Source organism: Acinetobacter sp. FY731 (assembly GCF_059515905.1).
Genome location: NZ_JCAKNB010000003.1, coordinates 254,980 through 274,043, shown reverse-complemented (window position 1 = coordinate 274,043; position 19,064 = coordinate 254,980). Strand labels below are relative to the sequence as shown.

The 19,064-nt window shown below is 37.5% G+C and carries 22 protein-coding genes; 15 read left to right on the top strand and 7 right to left on the bottom strand.

All coding sequences use genetic code 11. From position 1 onward, the window contains the following. Positions 1-80: 80 nt before the first annotated feature. Positions 81-743 (bottom strand): elongation factor P hydroxylase, encoded by a 663-nt coding sequence (locus AC5YC8_RS05460; RefSeq protein ID WP_496116559.1) that lies wholly within the window; start codon positions 741-743, stop codon positions 81-83. 98 nt (positions 744-841) lie between these two features. Here AC5YC8_RS05460 and AC5YC8_RS05455 point away from each other — a divergent pair, with 98 nt between their 5' ends. From AC5YC8_RS05455 to lysM, 6 genes are all read left to right on the top strand, one after another. Continuing rightward, positions 842-1,399 (top strand): YceD family protein, encoded by a 558-nt coding sequence (locus AC5YC8_RS05455; RefSeq protein ID WP_496116558.1) that lies wholly within the window; start codon positions 842-844, stop codon positions 1,397-1,399. Positions 1,400-1,476: 77 nt separating this feature from the next. Further along, the gene (rpmF, locus tag AC5YC8_RS05450; RefSeq protein ID WP_004279227.1) at positions 1,477-1,659 is read left to right on the top strand and encodes a 50S ribosomal protein L32; all 183 of its coding nucleotides are present in this window, start codon (positions 1,477-1,479) and stop codon (positions 1,657-1,659) included. A 189-nt stretch (positions 1,660-1,848) separates the two neighbouring features. Beyond that, a complete protein-coding gene (gene fabD, locus AC5YC8_RS05445; protein WP_496163812.1) occupies positions 1,849-2,835 on the top strand; it encodes an ACP S-malonyltransferase in 987 nt (328 codons plus the stop codon). After that, positions 2,832-3,566, top strand: coding sequence for a 3-oxoacyl-ACP reductase FabG (gene fabG / locus AC5YC8_RS05440; protein WP_496116556.1), 735 nt, complete (start codon positions 2,832-2,834; stop codon positions 3,564-3,566). Before fabD ends, fabG begins: the two co-directional genes overlap by 4 nt. An 83-nt stretch (positions 3,567-3,649) precedes the next feature. After that, the gene (gene acpP, locus AC5YC8_RS05435) at positions 3,650-3,886 is read left to right on the top strand and encodes an acyl carrier protein (protein WP_171501244.1); all 237 of its coding nucleotides are present in this window, start codon (positions 3,650-3,652) and stop codon (positions 3,884-3,886) included. Positions 3,887-4,060: 174 nt separating this feature from the next. Beyond that, positions 4,061-4,531 carry a peptidoglycan-binding protein LysM gene (gene lysM, locus AC5YC8_RS05430; protein ID WP_496163811.1) on the top strand — a complete coding sequence of 157 codons (471 nt, stop codon included), beginning with the start codon at positions 4,061-4,063 and terminating at the stop codon, positions 4,529-4,531. A 44-nt stretch (positions 4,532-4,575) separates the two neighbouring features. Here lysM and AC5YC8_RS05425 read toward each other — a convergent pair whose 3' ends face one another. Next, positions 4,576-4,782 (bottom strand): hypothetical protein, encoded by a 207-nt coding sequence (locus tag AC5YC8_RS05425; RefSeq protein ID WP_496116553.1) that lies wholly within the window; start codon positions 4,780-4,782, stop codon positions 4,576-4,578. Between the two features lie 276 nt (positions 4,783-5,058). On the opposite strand from AC5YC8_RS05425, the gene sbmA reads away from it, so the two are divergent. The 3 genes from sbmA to AC5YC8_RS05410 all read left to right on the top strand — a co-directional run bounded on the left by sbmA (position 5,059) and on the right by AC5YC8_RS05410 (position 8,314). Next, positions 5,059-6,264: a peptide antibiotic transporter SbmA gene (gene sbmA, locus AC5YC8_RS05420; protein ID WP_496163810.1), complete on the top strand. Its 1,206-nt coding sequence runs from the start codon at positions 5,059-5,061 to the stop codon at positions 6,262-6,264. A 102-nt stretch (positions 6,265-6,366) separates the two neighbouring features. Further along, a complete protein-coding gene (locus AC5YC8_RS05415; protein WP_496163809.1) occupies positions 6,367-6,873 on the top strand; it encodes a hypothetical protein in 507 nt (168 codons plus the stop codon). A gap of 229 nt (positions 6,874-7,102) precedes the next feature. Next, entirely contained in the window at positions 7,103-8,314 is a 1,212-nt protein-coding gene (locus tag AC5YC8_RS05410) for a GTP pyrophosphokinase (RefSeq protein WP_496163808.1), read from the top strand. Between the two features lie 29 nt (positions 8,315-8,343). Here the strand turns inward: AC5YC8_RS05410 and gatB are convergent, their stop codons facing one another. Genes gatB through gatC form a run of 3 tightly spaced genes read right to left on the bottom strand, consistent with a single transcriptional unit; the run spans position 8,344 to position 11,660 of the window. Then, complete coding sequence (gene gatB / locus AC5YC8_RS05405; RefSeq protein WP_496163807.1) at positions 8,344-9,819, bottom strand: Asp-tRNA(Asn)/Glu-tRNA(Gln) amidotransferase subunit GatB; 1,476 nt, start codon at positions 9,817-9,819, stop codon at positions 8,344-8,346. Next, positions 9,819-11,297 carry an Asp-tRNA(Asn)/Glu-tRNA(Gln) amidotransferase subunit GatA gene (gene gatA, locus AC5YC8_RS05400; RefSeq protein WP_496116543.1) on the bottom strand — a complete coding sequence of 493 codons (1,479 nt, stop codon included), beginning with the start codon at positions 11,295-11,297 and terminating at the stop codon, positions 9,819-9,821. The genes gatB and gatA overlap by 1 nt, the downstream gene beginning before the upstream one ends. 48 nt (positions 11,298-11,345) lie before the next feature. Then, a complete protein-coding gene (gene gatC, locus AC5YC8_RS05395) occupies positions 11,346-11,660 on the bottom strand; it encodes an Asp-tRNA(Asn)/Glu-tRNA(Gln) amidotransferase subunit GatC (RefSeq protein WP_496116542.1) in 315 nt (104 codons plus the stop codon). Positions 11,661-11,794: 134 nt separating this feature from the next. Between gatC and AC5YC8_RS05390 the strand changes: the two genes are divergently transcribed. The 6 genes from AC5YC8_RS05390 (at position 11,795) to AC5YC8_RS05365 (ending at position 16,546) form a co-directional block, all read left to right on the top strand. Further along, positions 11,795-12,841, top strand: coding sequence for a rod shape-determining protein (locus AC5YC8_RS05390; protein ID WP_496116540.1), 1,047 nt, complete (start codon positions 11,795-11,797; stop codon positions 12,839-12,841). A gap of 15 nt (positions 12,842-12,856) precedes the next feature. Beyond that, positions 12,857-13,714 carry a rod shape-determining protein MreC gene (gene mreC / locus AC5YC8_RS05385; protein ID WP_496163806.1) on the top strand — a complete coding sequence of 286 codons (858 nt, stop codon included), beginning with the start codon at positions 12,857-12,859 and terminating at the stop codon, positions 13,712-13,714. After that, a complete protein-coding gene (mreD, locus tag AC5YC8_RS05380; RefSeq protein WP_496116537.1) occupies positions 13,701-14,192 on the top strand; it encodes a rod shape-determining protein MreD in 492 nt (163 codons plus the stop codon). Before mreC ends, mreD begins: the two co-directional genes overlap by 14 nt. After that, on the top strand, positions 14,180-14,746 hold the full coding sequence (locus AC5YC8_RS05375) for a Maf family nucleotide pyrophosphatase (protein ID WP_496163805.1): 567 nt from the start codon (positions 14,180-14,182) through the stop codon (positions 14,744-14,746). Before mreD ends, AC5YC8_RS05375 begins: the two co-directional genes overlap by 13 nt. A 39-nt stretch (positions 14,747-14,785) precedes the next feature. Continuing rightward, positions 14,786-16,240, top strand: a complete 1,455-nt coding sequence (rng, locus tag AC5YC8_RS05370) for a ribonuclease G (protein WP_496163804.1) — start codon at positions 14,786-14,788, stop codon at positions 16,238-16,240. Positions 16,241-16,375: 135 nt separating this feature from the next. Then, complete coding sequence (locus AC5YC8_RS05365) at positions 16,376-16,546, top strand: PA1571 family protein (protein WP_496163803.1); 171 nt, start codon at positions 16,376-16,378, stop codon at positions 16,544-16,546. Between the two features lie 43 nt (positions 16,547-16,589). On the opposite strand, the gene AC5YC8_RS05360 is transcribed toward AC5YC8_RS05365, so the two are convergent. Both AC5YC8_RS05360 and AC5YC8_RS05355 read right to left on the bottom strand, forming a co-directional pair. Then, complete coding sequence (locus AC5YC8_RS05360) at positions 16,590-17,966, bottom strand: WS/DGAT/MGAT family O-acyltransferase (protein ID WP_496163802.1); 1,377 nt, start codon at positions 17,964-17,966, stop codon at positions 16,590-16,592. A 175-nt stretch (positions 17,967-18,141) separates the two neighbouring features. Beyond that, positions 18,142-18,876: a phosphoadenylyl-sulfate reductase gene (locus AC5YC8_RS05355; protein ID WP_496116531.1), complete on the bottom strand. Its 735-nt coding sequence runs from the start codon at positions 18,874-18,876 to the stop codon at positions 18,142-18,144. Positions 18,877-19,064 lie beyond the last annotated feature (188 nt).

Here is a 19,064-nt window from a genome sequence, read left to right as displayed (position 1 = left end):
TCAGTAATCATCGTTTTAAATAGAGATTAAATATCAAATAAGAACTCTTTAAAGCCTGCATTATCAATCGTTGATCTTTCTTAATCTAATTCTTCTCGAAGAAACTCTTTATTTTGTAACCTTTTGCCACCTCTAGTACAGGTACAAATGTATTCAATAAATAAGGCTGCATCACGTGGGAGTTTTGCCTCTCCTGAAAAATAATGCTGAACTTGAGAAAATACATTGTCTTTAAATGTTGAGCCATCACCACCATCACCAGTGAGGTTGTCTAAAGACACACGAAACTTTCGCCCAAAAGATTTAGCAAATAACCACTCTATGGCTTGAGGTTTAATTTCTACTTGTTCAAATAAAGATTGTTGTTCGGCTGTACGACCGTCTGGTGCATACCAATAGCCTAAATCTGGAAGGAGACGACGTTTATCTCCAGCAATAGTCCAGTGACTAATTTCATGTAGTGCGCTATTAAAGAAACCATGTGCAAATTGAATGCGTGCAGGTGCATTTTGACTTGCAGGAAAGTATTCAGGTTCAAAATCACCTTTAACAAGCGTTACATTAAGGTGGGAAAACCAACAATTAAAGTGTAAGATGAGCCAATCAACCTGTTCTGCTTCTGATGATAAATTCACCCATGAAGAAAGTTGCACTTGCTCGAGTGAACTGTCAGAATCAGAGGTTGGAAGTGTGCTAACAAGTGATGAAATATTCACTTCTGTTTGCGGCTGCAACAGATGCATGACTGTGTTACCCAAAATTGGTCTGTCTAAATAAGTACAAAATTGTATCTTAATCTTTGACAGAGTACTTATGAATTTGTAGAATTGCCGCCTTAATTATGTCAGCAAATACCTTTCCGGCACAGATTGAGCCGTTTAAATGGGCCGAACAAGGCTTTGTGTGGGCAGGAACACTGCCACTATCACGCTTTGTTCGTATATCCCGTGAAGCTGTTGGATCAATTGATGATCAATTGATTAACATAGACTGTAAGCTATCAATGGATGCATATCATCGTATTGTATGGCTAAGTGGTCATGTTGAAACGAAAGTTTCAGTAGAATGTCAACGTTGTTTGAGTCCTGTTGAAATTGACCTCGTTTCAGATTTTCATTTAGCTCTTGTTGATGATGAGTCACTGATAGAGCGCTTGGATGAGGATGCTGATTTCATCGTACTAGGTGAAAGTGAAGCAACGACTAAAGGTAGCTTTGATGCGCCTGCAACCGCTGATTTACTTTCTCTCATAGAAGATGAGTTGTTATTGTTGATGCCGTTGTCTCCGAAACATGAGTTTTGTGAACATAAGCATCAACCTGCCGTAGAAGAGCTTACTGAAGAGAAACGAGATAATCCGTTTGATATTTTGGCAAGTTTGAAGGGTAAACTTAACTAATTTTTGTGTTATACTGAGAAGTATAAGACAACTGAATTTGTTCTGATCCATTTTTTCGATATTTGTAAGGAGCCATCATGGCCGTTCAGCAAAACCGTAAAAGTCGCTCTCGCCGTGACATGCGCCGTTCACATGACGCTTTAACTGAGAATGCATTAACTGTAGACCAAGCTACTGGTGAAACTCATCGTCGTCACCACGTATCTAAAGACGGTATCTACCGTGGTCGTCAATTATTCGCTAAAGCATCTGCTGAATAATTGAAGATGTATTAAGCGTCAAGCTTAATGAAAAAAAGGGAGCGAAAGCTCCCTTTTTTTGTTGCATTTGGCAATTACCAAAATAAAAATTAAGTGTTAAATTTCTTTCCGAAAATAGGCTTACATAAGAGTTTGTTGATTATTTAATCGGTTGTTAAGTAATAATGACTCTTCATTCAAGGATTTTTTATGTCTGCTAACCAACTAGAACAAGCAGCTCAAGCAACAAAAACTGCATTTGTGTTTCCTGGTCAAGGTTCACAAAAGGTAGGAATGCTCGCTGAAATTGCAGAACAATTTAGTAGTGTTCAAGAAACTTTTGCTGAAGCATCTAAAGCTGTTGGCTTCGATTTATGGCACATTGCGCAAACTGGTGAAGGTTTAGATCAGACAGAATTCACACAACCTGTGTTACTTACTGCAAGTATTGCATTGTGGCGTGTATGGTTAGAGTTAGGTGGTGTTGTACCTAAATATCTTGCAGGTCATTCCTTAGGTGAATACAGCGCATTGGTAGCGGCAGGCAGCTTAAGCTTAGGCGATGCTGTAAAGTTGGTAAACTTACGCGGTAAGTTAATGCAATCTGCGGTGCCTCAAGGTCAAGGTGCTATGGCTGCTATTCTTGGTTTAGAAGATGCTAAAGTTCTTGAACTTTGTGAACAAATTAATGTTCAGGGACGTGGTTCGGTAGAAGCTGCTAACTATAATGCCAATGGTCAAGTGGTTATTGCTGGTGATAAAACTTTAGTTGAGGCAGTTATGACTGCTGCTAAAGAAAATGGCGGAAAAGCAATTGGTTTGCCTGTTTCTGTGCCTTCACATTGTTCTTTAATGAAACCTGCTGCGGAACAATTTGCAGAGGCATTGGAGCAAACAGCTATTGAGCTACCAAGCATCCCAGTTATACAAAATGTAAGTGCGGGAATTGCAACAGATGTTGCAGGATTACGCCAAGCATTAACAGCACAATTATACCAATCTGTACAATGGACAAAAACACTACAATTTCTTCAAGATGAAGGTGTTGAGTACATTGTAGAGTGTGGTCCAGGAAATGTATTAGCAAACTTAGCGAAACGTTTACCACAAATTGAGAAAGCATATCCACTCGATACTAAAGCTCGTTTGGAAGATGCACTAAATGCCATTTTAGTGGCTGAAGGAAAAATTGCATGACACAGGAACGCAAAGTCGCATTGGTGACGGGTGCAAGCCGCGGAATTGGCGCAGCTATTGCTCAACAACTTATCCAAGATGGTTATTTTGTTGTAGGTACTGCAACATCTGAAGCGGGTGCTGAAAAATTATCGAATACATTTGCTGAAAATGGCGTTGGTAAATTACTTGATGTACGTGATGGCGCTGCTATTGATGCTTTAGTAACAGATATTGAACAAAACTATGGTCCAGTCCTTGCTTTAATAAACAATGCAGGTATTACCAAAGACAATTTGTTGTTGCGTATGTCGGAAGATGATTGGGATGACATCCTGAATATTCATTTAAAAGCCGTTTATCGTTTATCTAAACGTGTTTTAAAAGGCATGACAAAGGCTCGATTTGGTCGCATCGTGAATATCAGTTCGGTTGTGGCGCATTTTGCAAATCCGGGTCAAGCGAATTATTCAGCTGCAAAAGCAGGCATTGAAGCATTTGGTCGTAGCCTTGCAAAAGAAATGGGTAGTCGTCAAATTACAGTAAATGCTGTGGCTCCTGGGTTTATTGCAACGGAAATGACAGAACAATTAAGCGAAGAAATTCGTAAAAAAATGAGTGATCAAGTGGCATTAAACCGTTTAGGTGATCCGCAAGATATCGCAAATGCAGTGAGTTTTCTTGCAAGTGAAAAGGCAAGTTACATCACTGGAACTGTTTTACATGTAAATGGTGGTTTATACATGAGCTAAGCTTATGTATAAACTTTCAAATTTTTTTATATTCAATTAAACTAACGGCATTAAAAACGCCACAAGCAATGAGGAGAATTCCTGTGAGCGATATCGAACTACGTGTTAAGCAAGCAGTTGCAGAACAACTTGGTCTTAAAGCAGAAGAGATTAAAAACGAAGCATCTTTCATGGATGACTTAGGTGCAGACTCTCTTGATCTAGTAGAATTAGTAATGTCTTTCGAAAACGATTTCGATATTACTATTCCAGATGAAGATTCTAACGAAATCACAACTGTTCAATCTGCTATTGACTACGTTTCTAAGAAACTAGGTTAATTGCCGATTTCAGCTTTGCTGAATAAAAAAGCCACCATTTAGGTGGTTTTTTTATGTTTAAAATATTTTTTACATAAATTTACGTTTCTTTTTTTAATGTATGTATCCAATGTCATATTTAATGGTTATAAAAATAGAGCAATAAGTATTCAAAATAATATAAGGAGAATAAAAATGGGTCTTTTTGATTTTGTAAAAGGCATTGGTAAGAAAAATACAGCAGCAGCTGAACCACAGGCTGCACCAGTGGCAGTAGAGCCAACAGCACAAGAAGTTGCAAATAAATTGCTTGGGCATATTAAGAGTTTAGGTTTGCCTATTTCGGGTTTAAGTGTGTCATATAATGCGACTACCGACTTGGCTACGGTAACAGGACAAGTTCAAAGTCAGGCAGATAAAGAAAAGATTATTCTTGCAGTAGGTAATATAGACCATGTTGCACAGGTAGATGACCAACTTACAGTTGTGACTCCAGAACTTGAAAGTAAATTTTATACTGTTAAATCGGGTGATAATTTATCTAAAATTTCAAAAGAATTTTATGGTGATGCTAATAAATACAATAAAATTTTTGAAGCAAATAGACCGTTGCTTAAAAATGCAGATGATATTTTTCCAGGGCAAGTGCTTCGTATTCCTGAATAAAATGAGTGATAAAAAAGGCGCATATAGCGCCTTTTTTTAGTGTTTTATACTTGTTCTTTAAAATTACGCCACACTTTATTTTCACCTGAAGCTTGAATGGTGAAGTTGAAGTTTGAGTCAGAAGATACGATAAGTGCTGATGGTGTTTGCATAAGAACTTTAAGAATTGTACCTTTTTCAAAAGTAATAGCTGGGCAGTCTTCTTTTGTAAGCACGATTTCTTCTAATAATTCTATAAGATATGTTTCCATAAATACCTCTAGATATTGGGTGGAGTTTTTAAAATATTTATATAGAATGAATTATATACTATTTATTTTTAAAATGTGAAATATGTCATACTTTTTATTAAGATTTTAAAAAAATAATAAGGTAATTTAAAAGTGAAATGTAGGTTAAATATTGGGGTTAAGAAGTCAAATTAATCAAATATATACAAATCAAAATAATTCATTTCTATCGATTTTGTTTTTTGGCATTATGATGCATGAGTTCTATTCATGAATAATAAAGGTCTAGCCAAATAAATGTTTAAATCCTTCTTTCCAAATCCGAAATGGTTTTTTAGCTCGCTTGTGCTGTGGTTCATTATCAATATTACCTTGTGGTACACGGGAGGTAACACATGGGGGCAGTATATTGGGTTCGCACAAGGATACTTTGAAACACCATTAGTAATTAGTGTTGCACGTTTTTGGTCACCACAATTTTTATGGTTTTATTTGTGGTTCTTTGTGTCTACTGCCATTTTTGCAATGTTTTGGAAGCTTAAATCGAACAATCCTTGGCAGGGTTGGTCTGTTTGGGGATCTGCATTTATTTTATTTAATATTTGGTTTTCAGTACAAACCAGTTTGGTGATTAATGCTTGGTACAACCCATTTTATGATCTTATTCAAAAAATGCTCAGCAGCGGTGGGGGAAATATTCAAGATCTTTATACAGGTACGCTGACTTTCTTATATATTGCTATGGTCTATGTCACTATTGCTGTGTTTAATCTATTTTTTGTAAGTCATTATATTTTCCGCTGGCGTACAGCAATGAATGACTTTTATACAACCCATTGGGAAAAGTTACGTCATATTGAGGGTGCATCACAACGTATTCAAGAAGATACGATGCGCTTTGCAAAAACGACAGAATCTTTGGGCGTTAGTTTTATTCAAGCTTTAATGACGTTACTTGCATTTTTACCTGTACTTTTTCAATTGTCTGAGCATGTAAAATCTTTACCTATTGTTGGTGAAATTCCACATGCACTTATGTGGGCGGCAGTAAGTTGGGCTATTTTTGGTACGGTTGTTCTAATGTTGGTGGGTATAAAACTACCAGGTTTGGAGTTTAATAACCAAAAAGTGGAAGCGGCTTACCGAAAAGAATTGGTTTATGGTGAAGATCATTTTGACCGTGCTGAGCCGCAAATATTAAAAGATTTATTTTCTAAGGTTCGTTTTAATTACTTCCGCTTATATTTCCATTACGCATACTTTAATATGGTACGTATTTGGTATATGCAACTTGATAATTTATATGGTTTATTTGTGTTATTCCCAAGTATTGCAGCAGGTGCAATTACACTTGGTTTAATGATGCAGATTAGTAATGTATTTGGAAAAGTGCGTGAGTCATTCCAATACTTAATTGAGTCTTGGCCGACGATTATTGAATTACTTTCTATTTATAAGCGTTTACGAGCATTTGAATCTGTACTTGAAGATAAACAAAACTAAAAGAATTTTCCCGCATATTGCGGGCTTTTTGTTTTATATTGAATGTAGCTTTTAAGCATATTATTTTATTTTGGAATTAGAACAATGAATGGTTTTGGCTTTATGAATTTTACAAAAAAATGCACATATTTCGGTTCATCTTTATTGGTTGTTTCGGCTTTAATGGGTGCAACGCAAATGGCATCTGCAAGTGTTACGGTAGATAAGTTGAGTGATTGTTTGATTAAATCTACTACAGATGCAGACAAAAAAGTAGTTTTGCAATGGACGTTTGTGGCGTTGTCTGCACATCCGGATTTAACAGTATTTAGTCAGGTAACTACTGAACAGAAAGATGCATTGGATAAAAATTTAGCGCAAGTTTTACAACGTATTTTGGTGGATCAGTGTTCTGCTGAAACTAAAGCTGTTATTCAGGCTGATGGTATTCAAGCAGTGGGTGATAGTTTTCAAGAGTTAGGTCAGCAAACAGGTGAACAAATTTTAAAAACGCCTGAAATTAAAGATCAGTATAAAGGTTTGGTTCGTTATTTAGATTTGAGTAAGTTGGTGACAACTTTTTTAACGCCTGAGTTGTTTAATAAGTTGGGTGTGATTCGAGGGAAGTAAGTTTTTTAAACCTCTCCCTAGCCCTCTCCTTAAAGGAGAGGGAACATCCATTATAGAATTTATGATGGTATTTGATACGTAATGAAAGCTCCTTCTCCTTTTGGGAGAAGGCGGGGGATGAGGGTATTAGAAGTTACGCATAAAGAATGACTTTGAAAGTTAAACACGTCCTAAGTCTTCGAGTTTGGCGACAGAGGATACATTTTTGATGGTCATGTTACATAACTAGATGATTAATTTAGATGAAATATGGTTGGAAATTTATACTAAAAGCAAGATAATATTGAAGATAAACATAAAATACACTACTTATTTTTCTATTTACTTTGGGGGAACAATGGATCATAAAAATTTTGATCAATGGTATGCAGAAAAAGCTCATCTTTATGATTCATTGGCACAGTCAGTTGTTCAAATACTTAAAAGTATTATGAAAGCCGAAAAAATTTCATTCGTTGATGTTCCCTATCGCATAAAAACACAAGATAGTTGTATTGGAAAGTTAAAAAAGAAAAGTGATTATACATCCTTTGAAGATATGACTGATTTAGCGGGCTTAAGAATAATCACACTTGTAGAAAGTGATTTAGATAAAGTATCAAAAATTATCTCTGAAAATTTCAATGTGCATGAAGAAGATTCAGGAGATAAAGCAGATTTATTGGGAGCTGATAAATTTGGTTACCGCTCAATCCATTTTGTATGTGATATAGGTAAAAAAAGAGAGAAGCTTCCAGAATTTATTCTTTATAAAGATCTATGTTTTGAAATACAAATTAGAACTGCTTTATCTCATGCTTGGGCAGAAATTGAACATGATCGTGGTTATAAGTTAGGTGGAGAATTACCAGCACACTTGAAACGTAGATTTAATTTACTTTCTGGTTTATTGGAATCTGCAGATTTAGAGTTTAATAGGCTTACAGAAGAAATTGAAAAATATAAAGAAAAATTAAAATCATCAAATTTGGAAGATTTGCTTGATTTAGATATAAACAGGCTCAGCTTGATTAGTTACTTGAATTTAAAATTTATTGAAAAAGGATTAAATCCTAAAAATTTTTCAATAAAAAATTTTGATGAGGAGAAAAATTTTTTATATCAAATTTATAAAATGTATAATTGTCAGAAAATAAAAGATATAGAAGAAATTTGGTTAAAAAATGCAATAAAGATAAATGAGGATTGGAAGGAGTTTATTCATTTAACTCCACCTTATTTCAGAGTCTTTATGTTGGAGGACTTAACAAAATATTTAAGTTTCTATAAGGATTTTGGGTTTATTAAGAAATCTACCTATGAAATTATGTTGAAATATTATGCTGAAAATGAGCTACGAGAAAAATTGCATGAATTTAATCTTGAAATAGTGGATTTATCAAAGCTTGAAGAAATTTATCACAGTGAATTAAGAAAATTAGTAAAAGAAAACCCGCTCTAAAGCGGGTTTTCTTTTAAAGAAAGATCAGATCAACCAATCAATTTCTTCATCAATTCATTTACTTGTGCAGGGTTGGCTTTACCTTTCGCTGCTTTCATCACTTGACCAACAAGACCGTTAAAAGCTTTCTCTTTACCAGATTTAAACTCTTCAACCATCTTCTCGTTGGCAGCAAGCACGTCTTTAATAATCGCTTCAATTGCGCCTGTATCAGTTTCCTGTTTCAAGCCTTTCTCCGCAATAATCTCGTCCGCAGTTTTGCCTTCTTCCCACATAAAGCCAAATACTTGTTTGGCAATCTTACCGTTAATAGTGTTATCCACAATACGTGCAATCATGCCACCCAATTTTTCAGCCGTTACAGGAGAATCTGCCAACTCTAAGCCTGCTTTATTTAAAGCACCTGAGAATTCACCCATTACCCAGTTTGCAGACACCTTACCTTGTGCAACACCGCCAGCAGCTTTTACAACTTCCTCATAAAACTCTGACATTTCACGAGTCAGCGTAAGAACGTGCGCATCGTATTCAGTCACACCAAAGTCAGCAACAAAACGTTCACGACGTGCAGCAGGAAGTTCAGGAAGGGCAGCACGTGCCGCTTCAATTTGTGCATCTGCAATGATCACAGGTAACAAGTCAGGGTCAGGGAAGTAGCGGTAATCGTTCGCTTCTTCTTTTGAGCGCATTGAACGTGTTTCCATCTTCACAGGGTCGAACAAACGAGTTTCTTGGTCGATTGTACCGTCCCATTCCAAGATTTCCATTTGACGTTCAATTTCAACATTGATCGCTTGTTCAATGAAACGGAATGAGTTGAGGTTTTTAAGCTCACAACGTGTACCAAACTCATTGCCCGGACGACGTAAAGACACGTTACAGTCCGCACGGAAAGAACCTTCCGCCATGTTACCGTCAGAAATGCCTAACCAACGCACAAGCGTGTGAATCGCTTTAATGTAGGCAACGGCTTCTTCCACCGAACGCATATCAGGTTCAGATACGATTTCAAGAAGTGGTGTACCAGCACGGTTTAAGTCAATGCCTGACATGCCTTCGAATTGGTCATGGATTGATTTACCAGCATCTTCCTCAAGGTGCGCACGTGTTACACCAATGCGTTTAACTGTGCCATCTTCAAGTTGAATGTCGATATGACCCAAGCCTACAATTGGGTTGTCCATTTGGCTAATTTGATAGCCTTTAGGCGAGTCAGGGTAAAAGTAGTTTTTACGTGCAAATACAGAAGCTTGGTCGATGTACGCATCGATACCCAAACCAAAGCGAATCGCTAAATCAACCACTTCTTTGTTTAAAACAGGCAACACGCCCGGCATTGCCAAATCTACAAGGCTCGCTTGTGTATTTGGATCATTACCAAACTCAGTAGAAGAACCTGAGAAAATTTTAGAATTTGTCGCAAGCTGAGTATGAATCTCGATACCAATGACAACTTCCCAACCATCAATCAAGTTTGATTTCGGTTTAGCGGCATTCTTAGACATTATGCATTCTCCTCAGCAATTGCAGCGCGTTTAGTGTGCCAATCAGTTGCTTGTTGGTATTGATGTACCACAGACAACAATTGAGATTCTGACCAGTAGTTACCAATAAGCTGTAAGCCAACAGGTAGGTTGTCTTTGTCAAAACCAACAGGCGCATTAATTGCAGGTAAGCCTGCCAAGTTCACTGCGATGGTGTAGATGTCACCTAAGTACATTTCTACAGGAGAAAGGTTTGCACCAATCTTGTATGCAGTTGTAGGTGCAGCAGGAGCGGCAATCACATCTACAGATTCAAATGCTTTTAAGAAATCTTGTTGAATTAAACGACGTACTTTTTGTGCTTTTACATAGTATGCATCGTAGTAACCCGCAGAAAGTGCGTATGTACCAATTAAAATACGACGTTGAACCTCTGCACCAAAACCTTCTGAACGCGAACGCTTGTACAAGTCCATTAAGTCCACTGGGTTTTCACAGCGGTAACCATAACGAACGCCATCAAAGCGCTGTAAGTTTGAAGATGCTTCAGCAGGTGCAATCAGGTAGTAAGTTGGAACATAGGCTTCAGTCATGTTGAGATCAATCTCAACAAGAATTGCGCCCATTTCTTCTAACTTTTTAAGAGACTCTTCAACACGTGCTTTAACGTCTGCATCTAAACCTGCAACATTGAAGTATTGCTTAGGAATACCAATGCGTAGACCTTTTACAGATGTGCCATTTAGGTTTGCAACGTAGTTATCAACGTCTTTTTCAACCGAAGTTGAATCTTTCGCGTCATGACCTGCCATTACGTTCATAAGGTATGCACAGTCTTCCGCAGAACGTGCCATTGGACCACCTTGATCCATAGATGATGCGTAAGCAATCATACCGAAACGAGATACACGACCGTATGTAGGCTTAAGACCCGTTAAACCACAGAAAGATGCAGGTTGACGAATTGAACCACCTGTATCTGTACCAGTTGCAAATGGTGCTAAATCGGCAGCGACAACAGCAGCAGAACCACCTGAAGAACCACCCGGAACGTGCTCTAAGTTCCACGGGTTTTTGGTCGAACCAAAATGTGGATTTTCTGAGGTAGAGCCCATGGCAAATTCATCCATGTTTACTTTACCCAAAGTCACTAAGCCCGCAGCTTTACCTTTCGCTACAACGGTTGCGTCGTAAGGAGAGATAAAATTGTCCAGCATTTTAGAACCAGCAGTGGTTTTAATGCCTTGGGTACAGAAAATATCTTTATGTGCAATAGGCACACCCGTAAGCGCAGTTGCATTACCCGCTTTAAGTGCTATATCTGCTGCATCTGCTTGAGCTAAAGCTTGTTCAGGTGTAACAGTAACGTATGATTGAACTTGCGCATCAATTTTTGCGATGCGTTTTAAATAATGTTCGGTAAGTTCTCGTGAAGAGAATTTGGCTTGTGCTAAACCCTCTGAAAGTTCACGAATCGATAAGCGATGTAAATCTGACATAAGAAATATTCTTTTACGTATGAGTTAAGTAAACGATAGGACTGAAAATTATTCGATCACACGAGGAACTAAGTACAAGCCATCCTGAACAGCAGGTGCTACAGCTTGATATTCTTCACGGTGATTATTTTCAGAAACTACGTCTTCACGTAATGGTTGAGGATTATCAAATGGGCTCTTTAATGGCTCTACACCGTCAGTGTTGATGCTCTTTAAAGTGTCCATCATTCCTAGAATTTTATTTAAACTTTCAGCGTATTCAGTAGATTGTGCATCGTTTAAAGAAAGACGTGCAAGGTGTGCAATCTGTGATACGGTTTGTGCATTTAAATCTTCAGAATGCTGTGCATCTGATGTAGACATAACATCACCTAAAATCAGTATTAAAAAAAAATCAAAATATCATGCGATATAATAAGCGATTGACTTGTTCAAATCATCACATTTAGTTAAAGTTGTCGCTTGCGCTCACATAACGATTAATAGAGAACGACTCCGTGATTCTAAAACGACTAATTGGCTTGTTTTCACCAGACTTGGCCATAGACCTAGGTACAGCTAATACACTTATTTATGCTCCAGGACGAGGCATTATATTAAATGAGCCCACAGTTGTGGCAATCCGTCATAGTGGTTCTCAAAAAATCGTTGCCGCTGTAGGTCTTGATGCAAAACAAATGCTCGGCCGTACGCCAGCGAATATTTCTGCAATTCGTCCAATGAAAGACGGTGTTATTGCAGACTTTGAAGTCACAGAAACTATGTTGAACCAATTTATTGGTAAAGTACATGAAAAACGTTTATTTCCACCAGCGCCGCGAGTGGTTGTATGTGTTCCATGTAAATCAACTTTAGTTGAACGTCGCGCAATTCGTGAAGCAGTATACAATGCTGGTGCGCGTGATGTGCGATTAATTGAAGAACCAATGGCAGCTGCTATTGGTGCAGGCATGCCAGTAGAGCAAGCTTGTGGTTCTATGGTTGTAGATGTTGGTGGCGGTACAACTGAAATTGCAATTATTTCTTTGCAAGGTTGTGTATACGCAGATTCACTTCGTATTGGTGGTGATGTATTTGATGAACAAATTATTAATTATGTACGTAAAGCACATGGTTGTGTAATTGGTGAAACAACTGCAGAAAACATTAAAAAAGAAGTGGGTATGGCATTGCCAGATGAAGGTGAAAAGCCACTAGAAATTGAAGTTCGTGGTCGTAACCTTGCAGAAGGTGTACCGCGTTCAATTACGGTGACTTCAGATGAAATTTCTCAAGCAATTTCAGATCCGTTACAAAGTATTATTCAAGCAGTAAAATCTGCACTTGAACAAACGCCTCCAGAGTTGTCTTCAGATATCGCAGAACGCGGTATTGTATTAACTGGCGGTGGTGCGTTACTTCGCAACCTAGATAAACTTCTTGCACAAGAAACTGGCTTGCCAGTAGTTGTTGCAGAAGAGCCTCTTACTTGTGTAACACGTGGTGGTGGTAAGGTATTAGAATTATTCGATAACCCGAACCATGACATGTTGTTTGTAGGCTAAAAAAGGAAAAGGCGGGTGCAAGCAAATCTGTTTTCTAGACAACCGCCATCTTTTCGCTCTTTTATTATTGCGGTAATAACGTGTTTGGTGGTGCTGTTTTTTAATTGGCGCATGCCACACATTGTTCAACCCGCAAGAGATGTCTTGTACACGGCATATAATCCTATTTATGCCGTTGCAAGTTATCCTGTATTGTCGCGAGAATGGCTAAGTCGACAAAGTAAGTCTGAGGCTCAATTGCGCCGTGAAAATACTGCGATGCAAGTTGAACTTTTACAGGCAAATGTACGTTTACAAAAACTTTCTGAACTTTCTGCTGAAAATACGCGTTTAAGAGGTTTGCTAGATACACCATTGATTATTGATGGTCGTATGGAAATCTCTGAAGTGATTGGTACAGATGCAGATCCTTTACGTCATATTATTGTGATTAACCGTGGCTCGAATAGTCAGCTCAAGGTTGGTCAAACTGTGCTTGATGATAAAGGGATTATGGGGCAAATTGTTTCAGTTTTGCCACGTAGTAGCCGTGTTATGTTGTTGTCAGATAAAGAACATTCATTGTCTGTGCGTTTAGAGCGTAGCGGTATGCGTGCAATCGTATCTGGTACTGGTGACTTAGGTATGCTGAAAATGGAATATGTACCAACAAGTGCAGATATTAAAGTAGGCGAAAAAGTCTATAGTTCTGGTTTGGGAGAGCATTTCCCTGCGGGCTATTTGGTAGGTACTGTGGCAAAAGTCAGTAGACATAATACGGGTGAGTTTGCACATATTGATATTGCACCAGCAGCTCAATTAGCTGGTGGTCATCATGTTGTGGTGTTGTTTTCAAATTCTTTAGCGAAGGAGCAACCAGATGCCGATCGCTAAGCTATCCATGAAAAAGCCATCAGATCCATTATTTCCCATTATATTTTCAGTCATTATTGCTTCTGTTTTAACGGTTTATCCGCTGTCTTATGATATTTCAGGATGGCGCCCTGCATTTATGTTTATGGTTATGCTGTTTTGGGTGATGTGTCAGCCAACATGGTGTGGGGTTTGGTTTGCATTTGGAACAGGTTTGTTTGCAGACTTATTGATGGATGCGCCTTTAGGTTTAAATGCTTTAAGTTTTGTATGTATTACATTTATTGCACGTTATTTCACGCGTGAACGCAGAATTTTGACATTTGCAAATCTTTGGGTCATTGCGTTATTCGCTATTACGGCTCACATTGCATTTATATTCTTATTACAAATGTTATGGGGGATGGATTTTCCGCTTGCACGTCATTGGCAACCGTTACTAAGTACTGTTTTAGTGTGGCCATTTTTTTATTACATACTTAAAAAATGGCGAATATAATTTTGGCATCAAGTTCACCGCGTAGACGTGAACTTTTACAACAGTTAGGTCTGGACTTTGAAATTCATAGTCCAGATATTGATGAGTCAGTTTTAGCAGAAGAATCTGTTGAGCAATATGTTGAACGATTGGCTTGTGCAAAGGCAGAAGCTATTTTTCAGCAATATCCAAATACAATTATTATTGCCGCAGATACAACAGTCGCTGTAGATCAGCATATTTTAGGTAAGCCCGAATCTAAGCAGCATGCTTTTAAAATGTGGGAACTTATTTCGGGTCGTAAGCATCGTGTGCTGACCAGCGTGTGTGTACGTACAAAACAAGAAAAATTGAGTATAGTGGTATGTACAGAAGTCGAGTTTCAAGTGCTCAGTCTTAATGATATGGAATGTTATTGGGATACACGTGAGCCAATGGGTAAAGCAGGTGGCTATGCAATTCAAGGGGTTGCAGCTCGCTATATTCCAAATATTATTGGTAGTTATACCAATGTGGTTGGGCTACCATTACATGAAACCGCACAGTTATTACAGAGAGTTAAGGTACTAAATTAACTGCTGGAAAAAGAATTTTATAATGTTTTGAGTTTAGTTATGTCTGAAGAGTTGCTGATTAATGTAACCCCCATGGAATGTCGGGTTGCATTAATTCAAAATGGCACGGTCAATGAATTATTTGTTGAACGTGATGCTAAGCGTGGTTTGGTTGGTAATATTTATAAAGGCAAAGTTGTTCGTGTTTTACCGGGCATGCAAGCTGCATTTGTAGATATTGGTTTATCTCGCACTGCTTTTTTACATATTAACGATATGGTTTGGCCTAAAAATCAGCCAGCGCCGAATGTTTTTGATCTTTTGCATGTGGGACAAATATTAACTGTTCAAGTAATGAAAGACATGCTTGGGACGAAAGGGGCGCGTTTAAGTACAGACTTATCAATTCCTTCGCGTTATCTTGTTCTTATGCCGTATGGCAATCATATTGGTGTTTCGCAACGTATTGAATCAAGCGAAGAGCGTGATCGACTAAGAACAATGATTGAACATATTCAAGAGGCGCATAAGCTTCCTGGTTCCGTGATTGTTCGAACAGCAGCAGATGGTGTTGAAGAAGAAGCAATTGCACAAGATATGGCTTATCTTGCAAAGCTTTGGGAATATATTCAACGTAAACAGAAAAGCCTTTCCGTACCCTCTTTAATTTTTGAAGAGTTACCACTTCCACAGCGTGTTATACGCGATTTAGCAAATGAAAATACGTCAAAAATTTATGTAGATTCGCGTGAAGTTTTCTCTAAACTTAAAGAGTTTGTTGAAGAATTTGTGCCGAGTATGAGTGATTGTTTACTTCATTATCCGGGTGAGCGACCAATATTCGACTTATACAATGTTGAAGAAGATATTCAAAAAGCCTTACAAACACGCGTCGCATTGAAGTCGGGTGGTTATTTAATGATTGACCAAACCGAGGCAATGACCACAATTGATGTTAATACGGGGTCTTATGTTGGTGGTCGTTCGTTAGAAGACACAGTATTTAAAACCAATATGGAAGCGACACAAGTTATTGTGCGTCAACTACGCCTAAGAAATTTAGGTGGCATTATTATTATTGACTTCATTGATATGCAAGAAGCGCATCATCGTGAAGAGGTATTGGCTCAGTTTGAGAAGATGCTTGAGCGTGATCATGCAAAAACTAAAATAACGCAAGTTTCTGAACTTGGTTTGGTTGAAATGACACGTAAGCGCACACGTGAATCATTGGAACATTTGCTTTGTGAGTCGTGTCCAACCTGTCAAGGTCGTGGATATGTGAAAACAGCAGAGTCAATTTGTTACGAAATATTTCGAGAAATTATGAGATATGCTCGTGCATTCGAATCTCAGAGTGGCTTTACTGTTGTTGCTCATCCATCTGTAATTGATCGGCTTTTAACGGCAGAAGCGACAGCTGTCGCAGATTTAGAGCATTTTGTGAATCGTGTAATAAAATTTCAAGTTGAGAATTTATATACGCAAGAGCAATATGATATCATTTTAAGTTAAAATTGTAACAGAATATCGCTAAACAGTTGTTACATATCCAATTTTACTTTTATTTGTGAATTTACAATACTTACCCCATGTAATAGCCAAAGCTATTTCATTTATTCGAAATAGCTTGAGCAAGTGAGGTTAAAAATGAGTATGAGTAAAGCAATCGTAAAAAAAAGCTTAAAAGTTTTAGATTCGACAAAAAAGGATCATTCGTATTTAGTCGATTCTGACGGTAAAGAAGTACAAATTACTTCAACTATGGTGGTTAATGTGTGCCATCAATTACTAAATCAATGTCGTAAAATTAATAAATAAAAAAGGGACTTTATAGTCCCTTTTTTATTTGAGTGATTAAGGCTTACCCTACATTTTTTAATGGTTCATCATTTTGAATAATAGATTCAAAACGTTGAATTTCATCTTCTAAGTGTGTGAGTAGGTTTTGCATTTTAGGTAAAGCATTTCGGCATGCAGTTAAACCTACTTCTAATTTATCTAAATAGCTCGTCATGGTGATATTTAGTGCCTGACCATCTAGAACAATGGAAGCAGGGTATAAAGCATCTAACTTAGCGCCATTCCAGTATAATGGTTCGGATGGTCCTGGGACGTTAGAAATGACAAGGTTAAATGCTTGGCGTTTTGGCATTAGTCCAGAAGCAATATTTAAACCAGCAGCACTATAAACAAAAGCACTGTAACTTAGAATCTGACTAGAGCTCATGCGTTTAAATTTTTTCTTCGCATTTAACATACTACGACGAATAATTTGCAATCGTTCTAAAGGTTCTTCTTTGTGAGTTCCTAAGTTTGTCAGAATCATTGTAATACGGTTAGAAACTTCAGAATTATCATCACGTACAGATGCTGGAACCATTGCGATAAGTGGTTTTTTAGGCAAAGCATTTTGTGTAATTAAGTATTCTCTTAAAGCACCTGAGCAAACTGCAAGTACGACATCATTAATGGTGACATTCAGCGCTTTTGCGATAGTAGTTAAGCGTGAGAGTTCATAAGACTGGGCAGCAAAGCGACGAGATGAACTTACACGTTGATTTAAAATACTGCTTGGTGCTTGAAAGCTAGAGACGTAGTCAGGATTGCGACCAATATCTTTAGTAATGGTTTGAGATAGTTCGTAAAGAACTCCAGGTGTTGATTCTAGTTGGTTTTTTACAGTAGAAAGTAAACCTTTAATTTTATTTGCCTTAGGTTGTTTTAAGCGTTTAGCACGTGGTCCTTCAACACACCATGGTGGAACAATGCTTTTAGCATTAGGATCGTGTGATAAAGATTTTTCTACTAAGCGCATACCCGCAATACCATCTACCATTGCATGATGTATTTTGAAATACATGGCAAATCGATTGCCTTCAATACCTTCAATGATATTGCAAGTCCATAATGGTTTAGCTCGATCAAGCAAAGCACTATGTTCTTGAGAAATATAGGTAAGTAGCTCGCGAATACGACCAGGTTTTGGTAATGCGATGTGCCTAAAGTGATGGTCTAAATCGAATTCTTGATCTTCATCCCAAAATAATCCATTCAGTTTGTTGTTGAACGGGGGGATTGGGATAGATTTTGATGTGCGAATGTCGGCAACTAAATCTTGAATAAAAGAACTTGGCGCATTATCTGGAATTTGAAATAAAAAAAGCCCGCCTACATGCATAGGTTGTTGACGTTTTTCTAAAGAAAGAAAAATAAAATCAATTGGGTGTAATGGACGCATATTGCTGGTTGCCTCACTGCAATGCTAACGCTACTCCTATATGAGCGGCCTTATAAGTATTCTTAAAATAGAAATAAAGTATAGCTGTTATTTGATAAAAAAGAATGAATTAATATGTATTTGTAAGTCTAAAAAAACCACGATAAACGTGGTTTTTTAGATACTTTTTTTGGTGTTATTTTTTGAGATTACCTGAATGTAGACCACATTCTTTATGCGTTGCTTCTTCCCACCACCAACGACCTTCACGCTCATGTTGATTTGGTAGTACAGCACGTGTACATGGTTCACAGCCAATTGAAGTAAAACCACGTTCATGTAGTGGATTGTATGGAATTTCCATCATACGGATATAGTTCCAAACATCGGCACTTGTCCAATTCGCTAGAGGGTTGTACTTAATAAGCTGTTTTCCATCTCCTGAAAAACCAATATCATGCTGAATAACAGGAATTTCTGTACGTGTCCCTGGGCTTTGATCTTTACGCTGACCTGTAATCCAGCCATCTAAAGTTGCAAGCTTTTTACGCAAAGGTTGAACTTTACGAATACCACAACATTCTTTGTGATCATCTTGATAAAAACTGAAAAAGCCTTTAGTTGTGACTAAGTTTTGAATAGCTTCTGCTTCAGGAAAACAAATTTCAATATCAATTTTATAGTGTTTGCGAACTTGATCAATAAATTGATAAGTTTCTGCATGTAGGCGACCTGTATCTAAGCTAAATACACGAAAAGGCTTCCCTAAGTGAGATGCCATATCAATTAATACAACATCTTCAGCACCTGAAAATGAAATTGCAATTTCACCTTCTTGGTTTAGTGCAAGTTCTAAAATTTCGTTAGGAGATTTATCTGCATATTCTAATGCTAGCGCATCGATAATATTGATTGTGGGAATAGTTGTCATGAGTATCCTGGCTATAGGCTTGGTACATCTAAACCTATATTAATTTATTTCGCAGGTATTTTAATAGAAATGAATTTGTAGACTTATCACTAAAAAATAAATACTTATGAAGAAAATAGATTTAAAAATCATCACCGTATTTACATGCATTCGGCTATGATAGTGAAAATTTTTTAAACAGAGAAGAG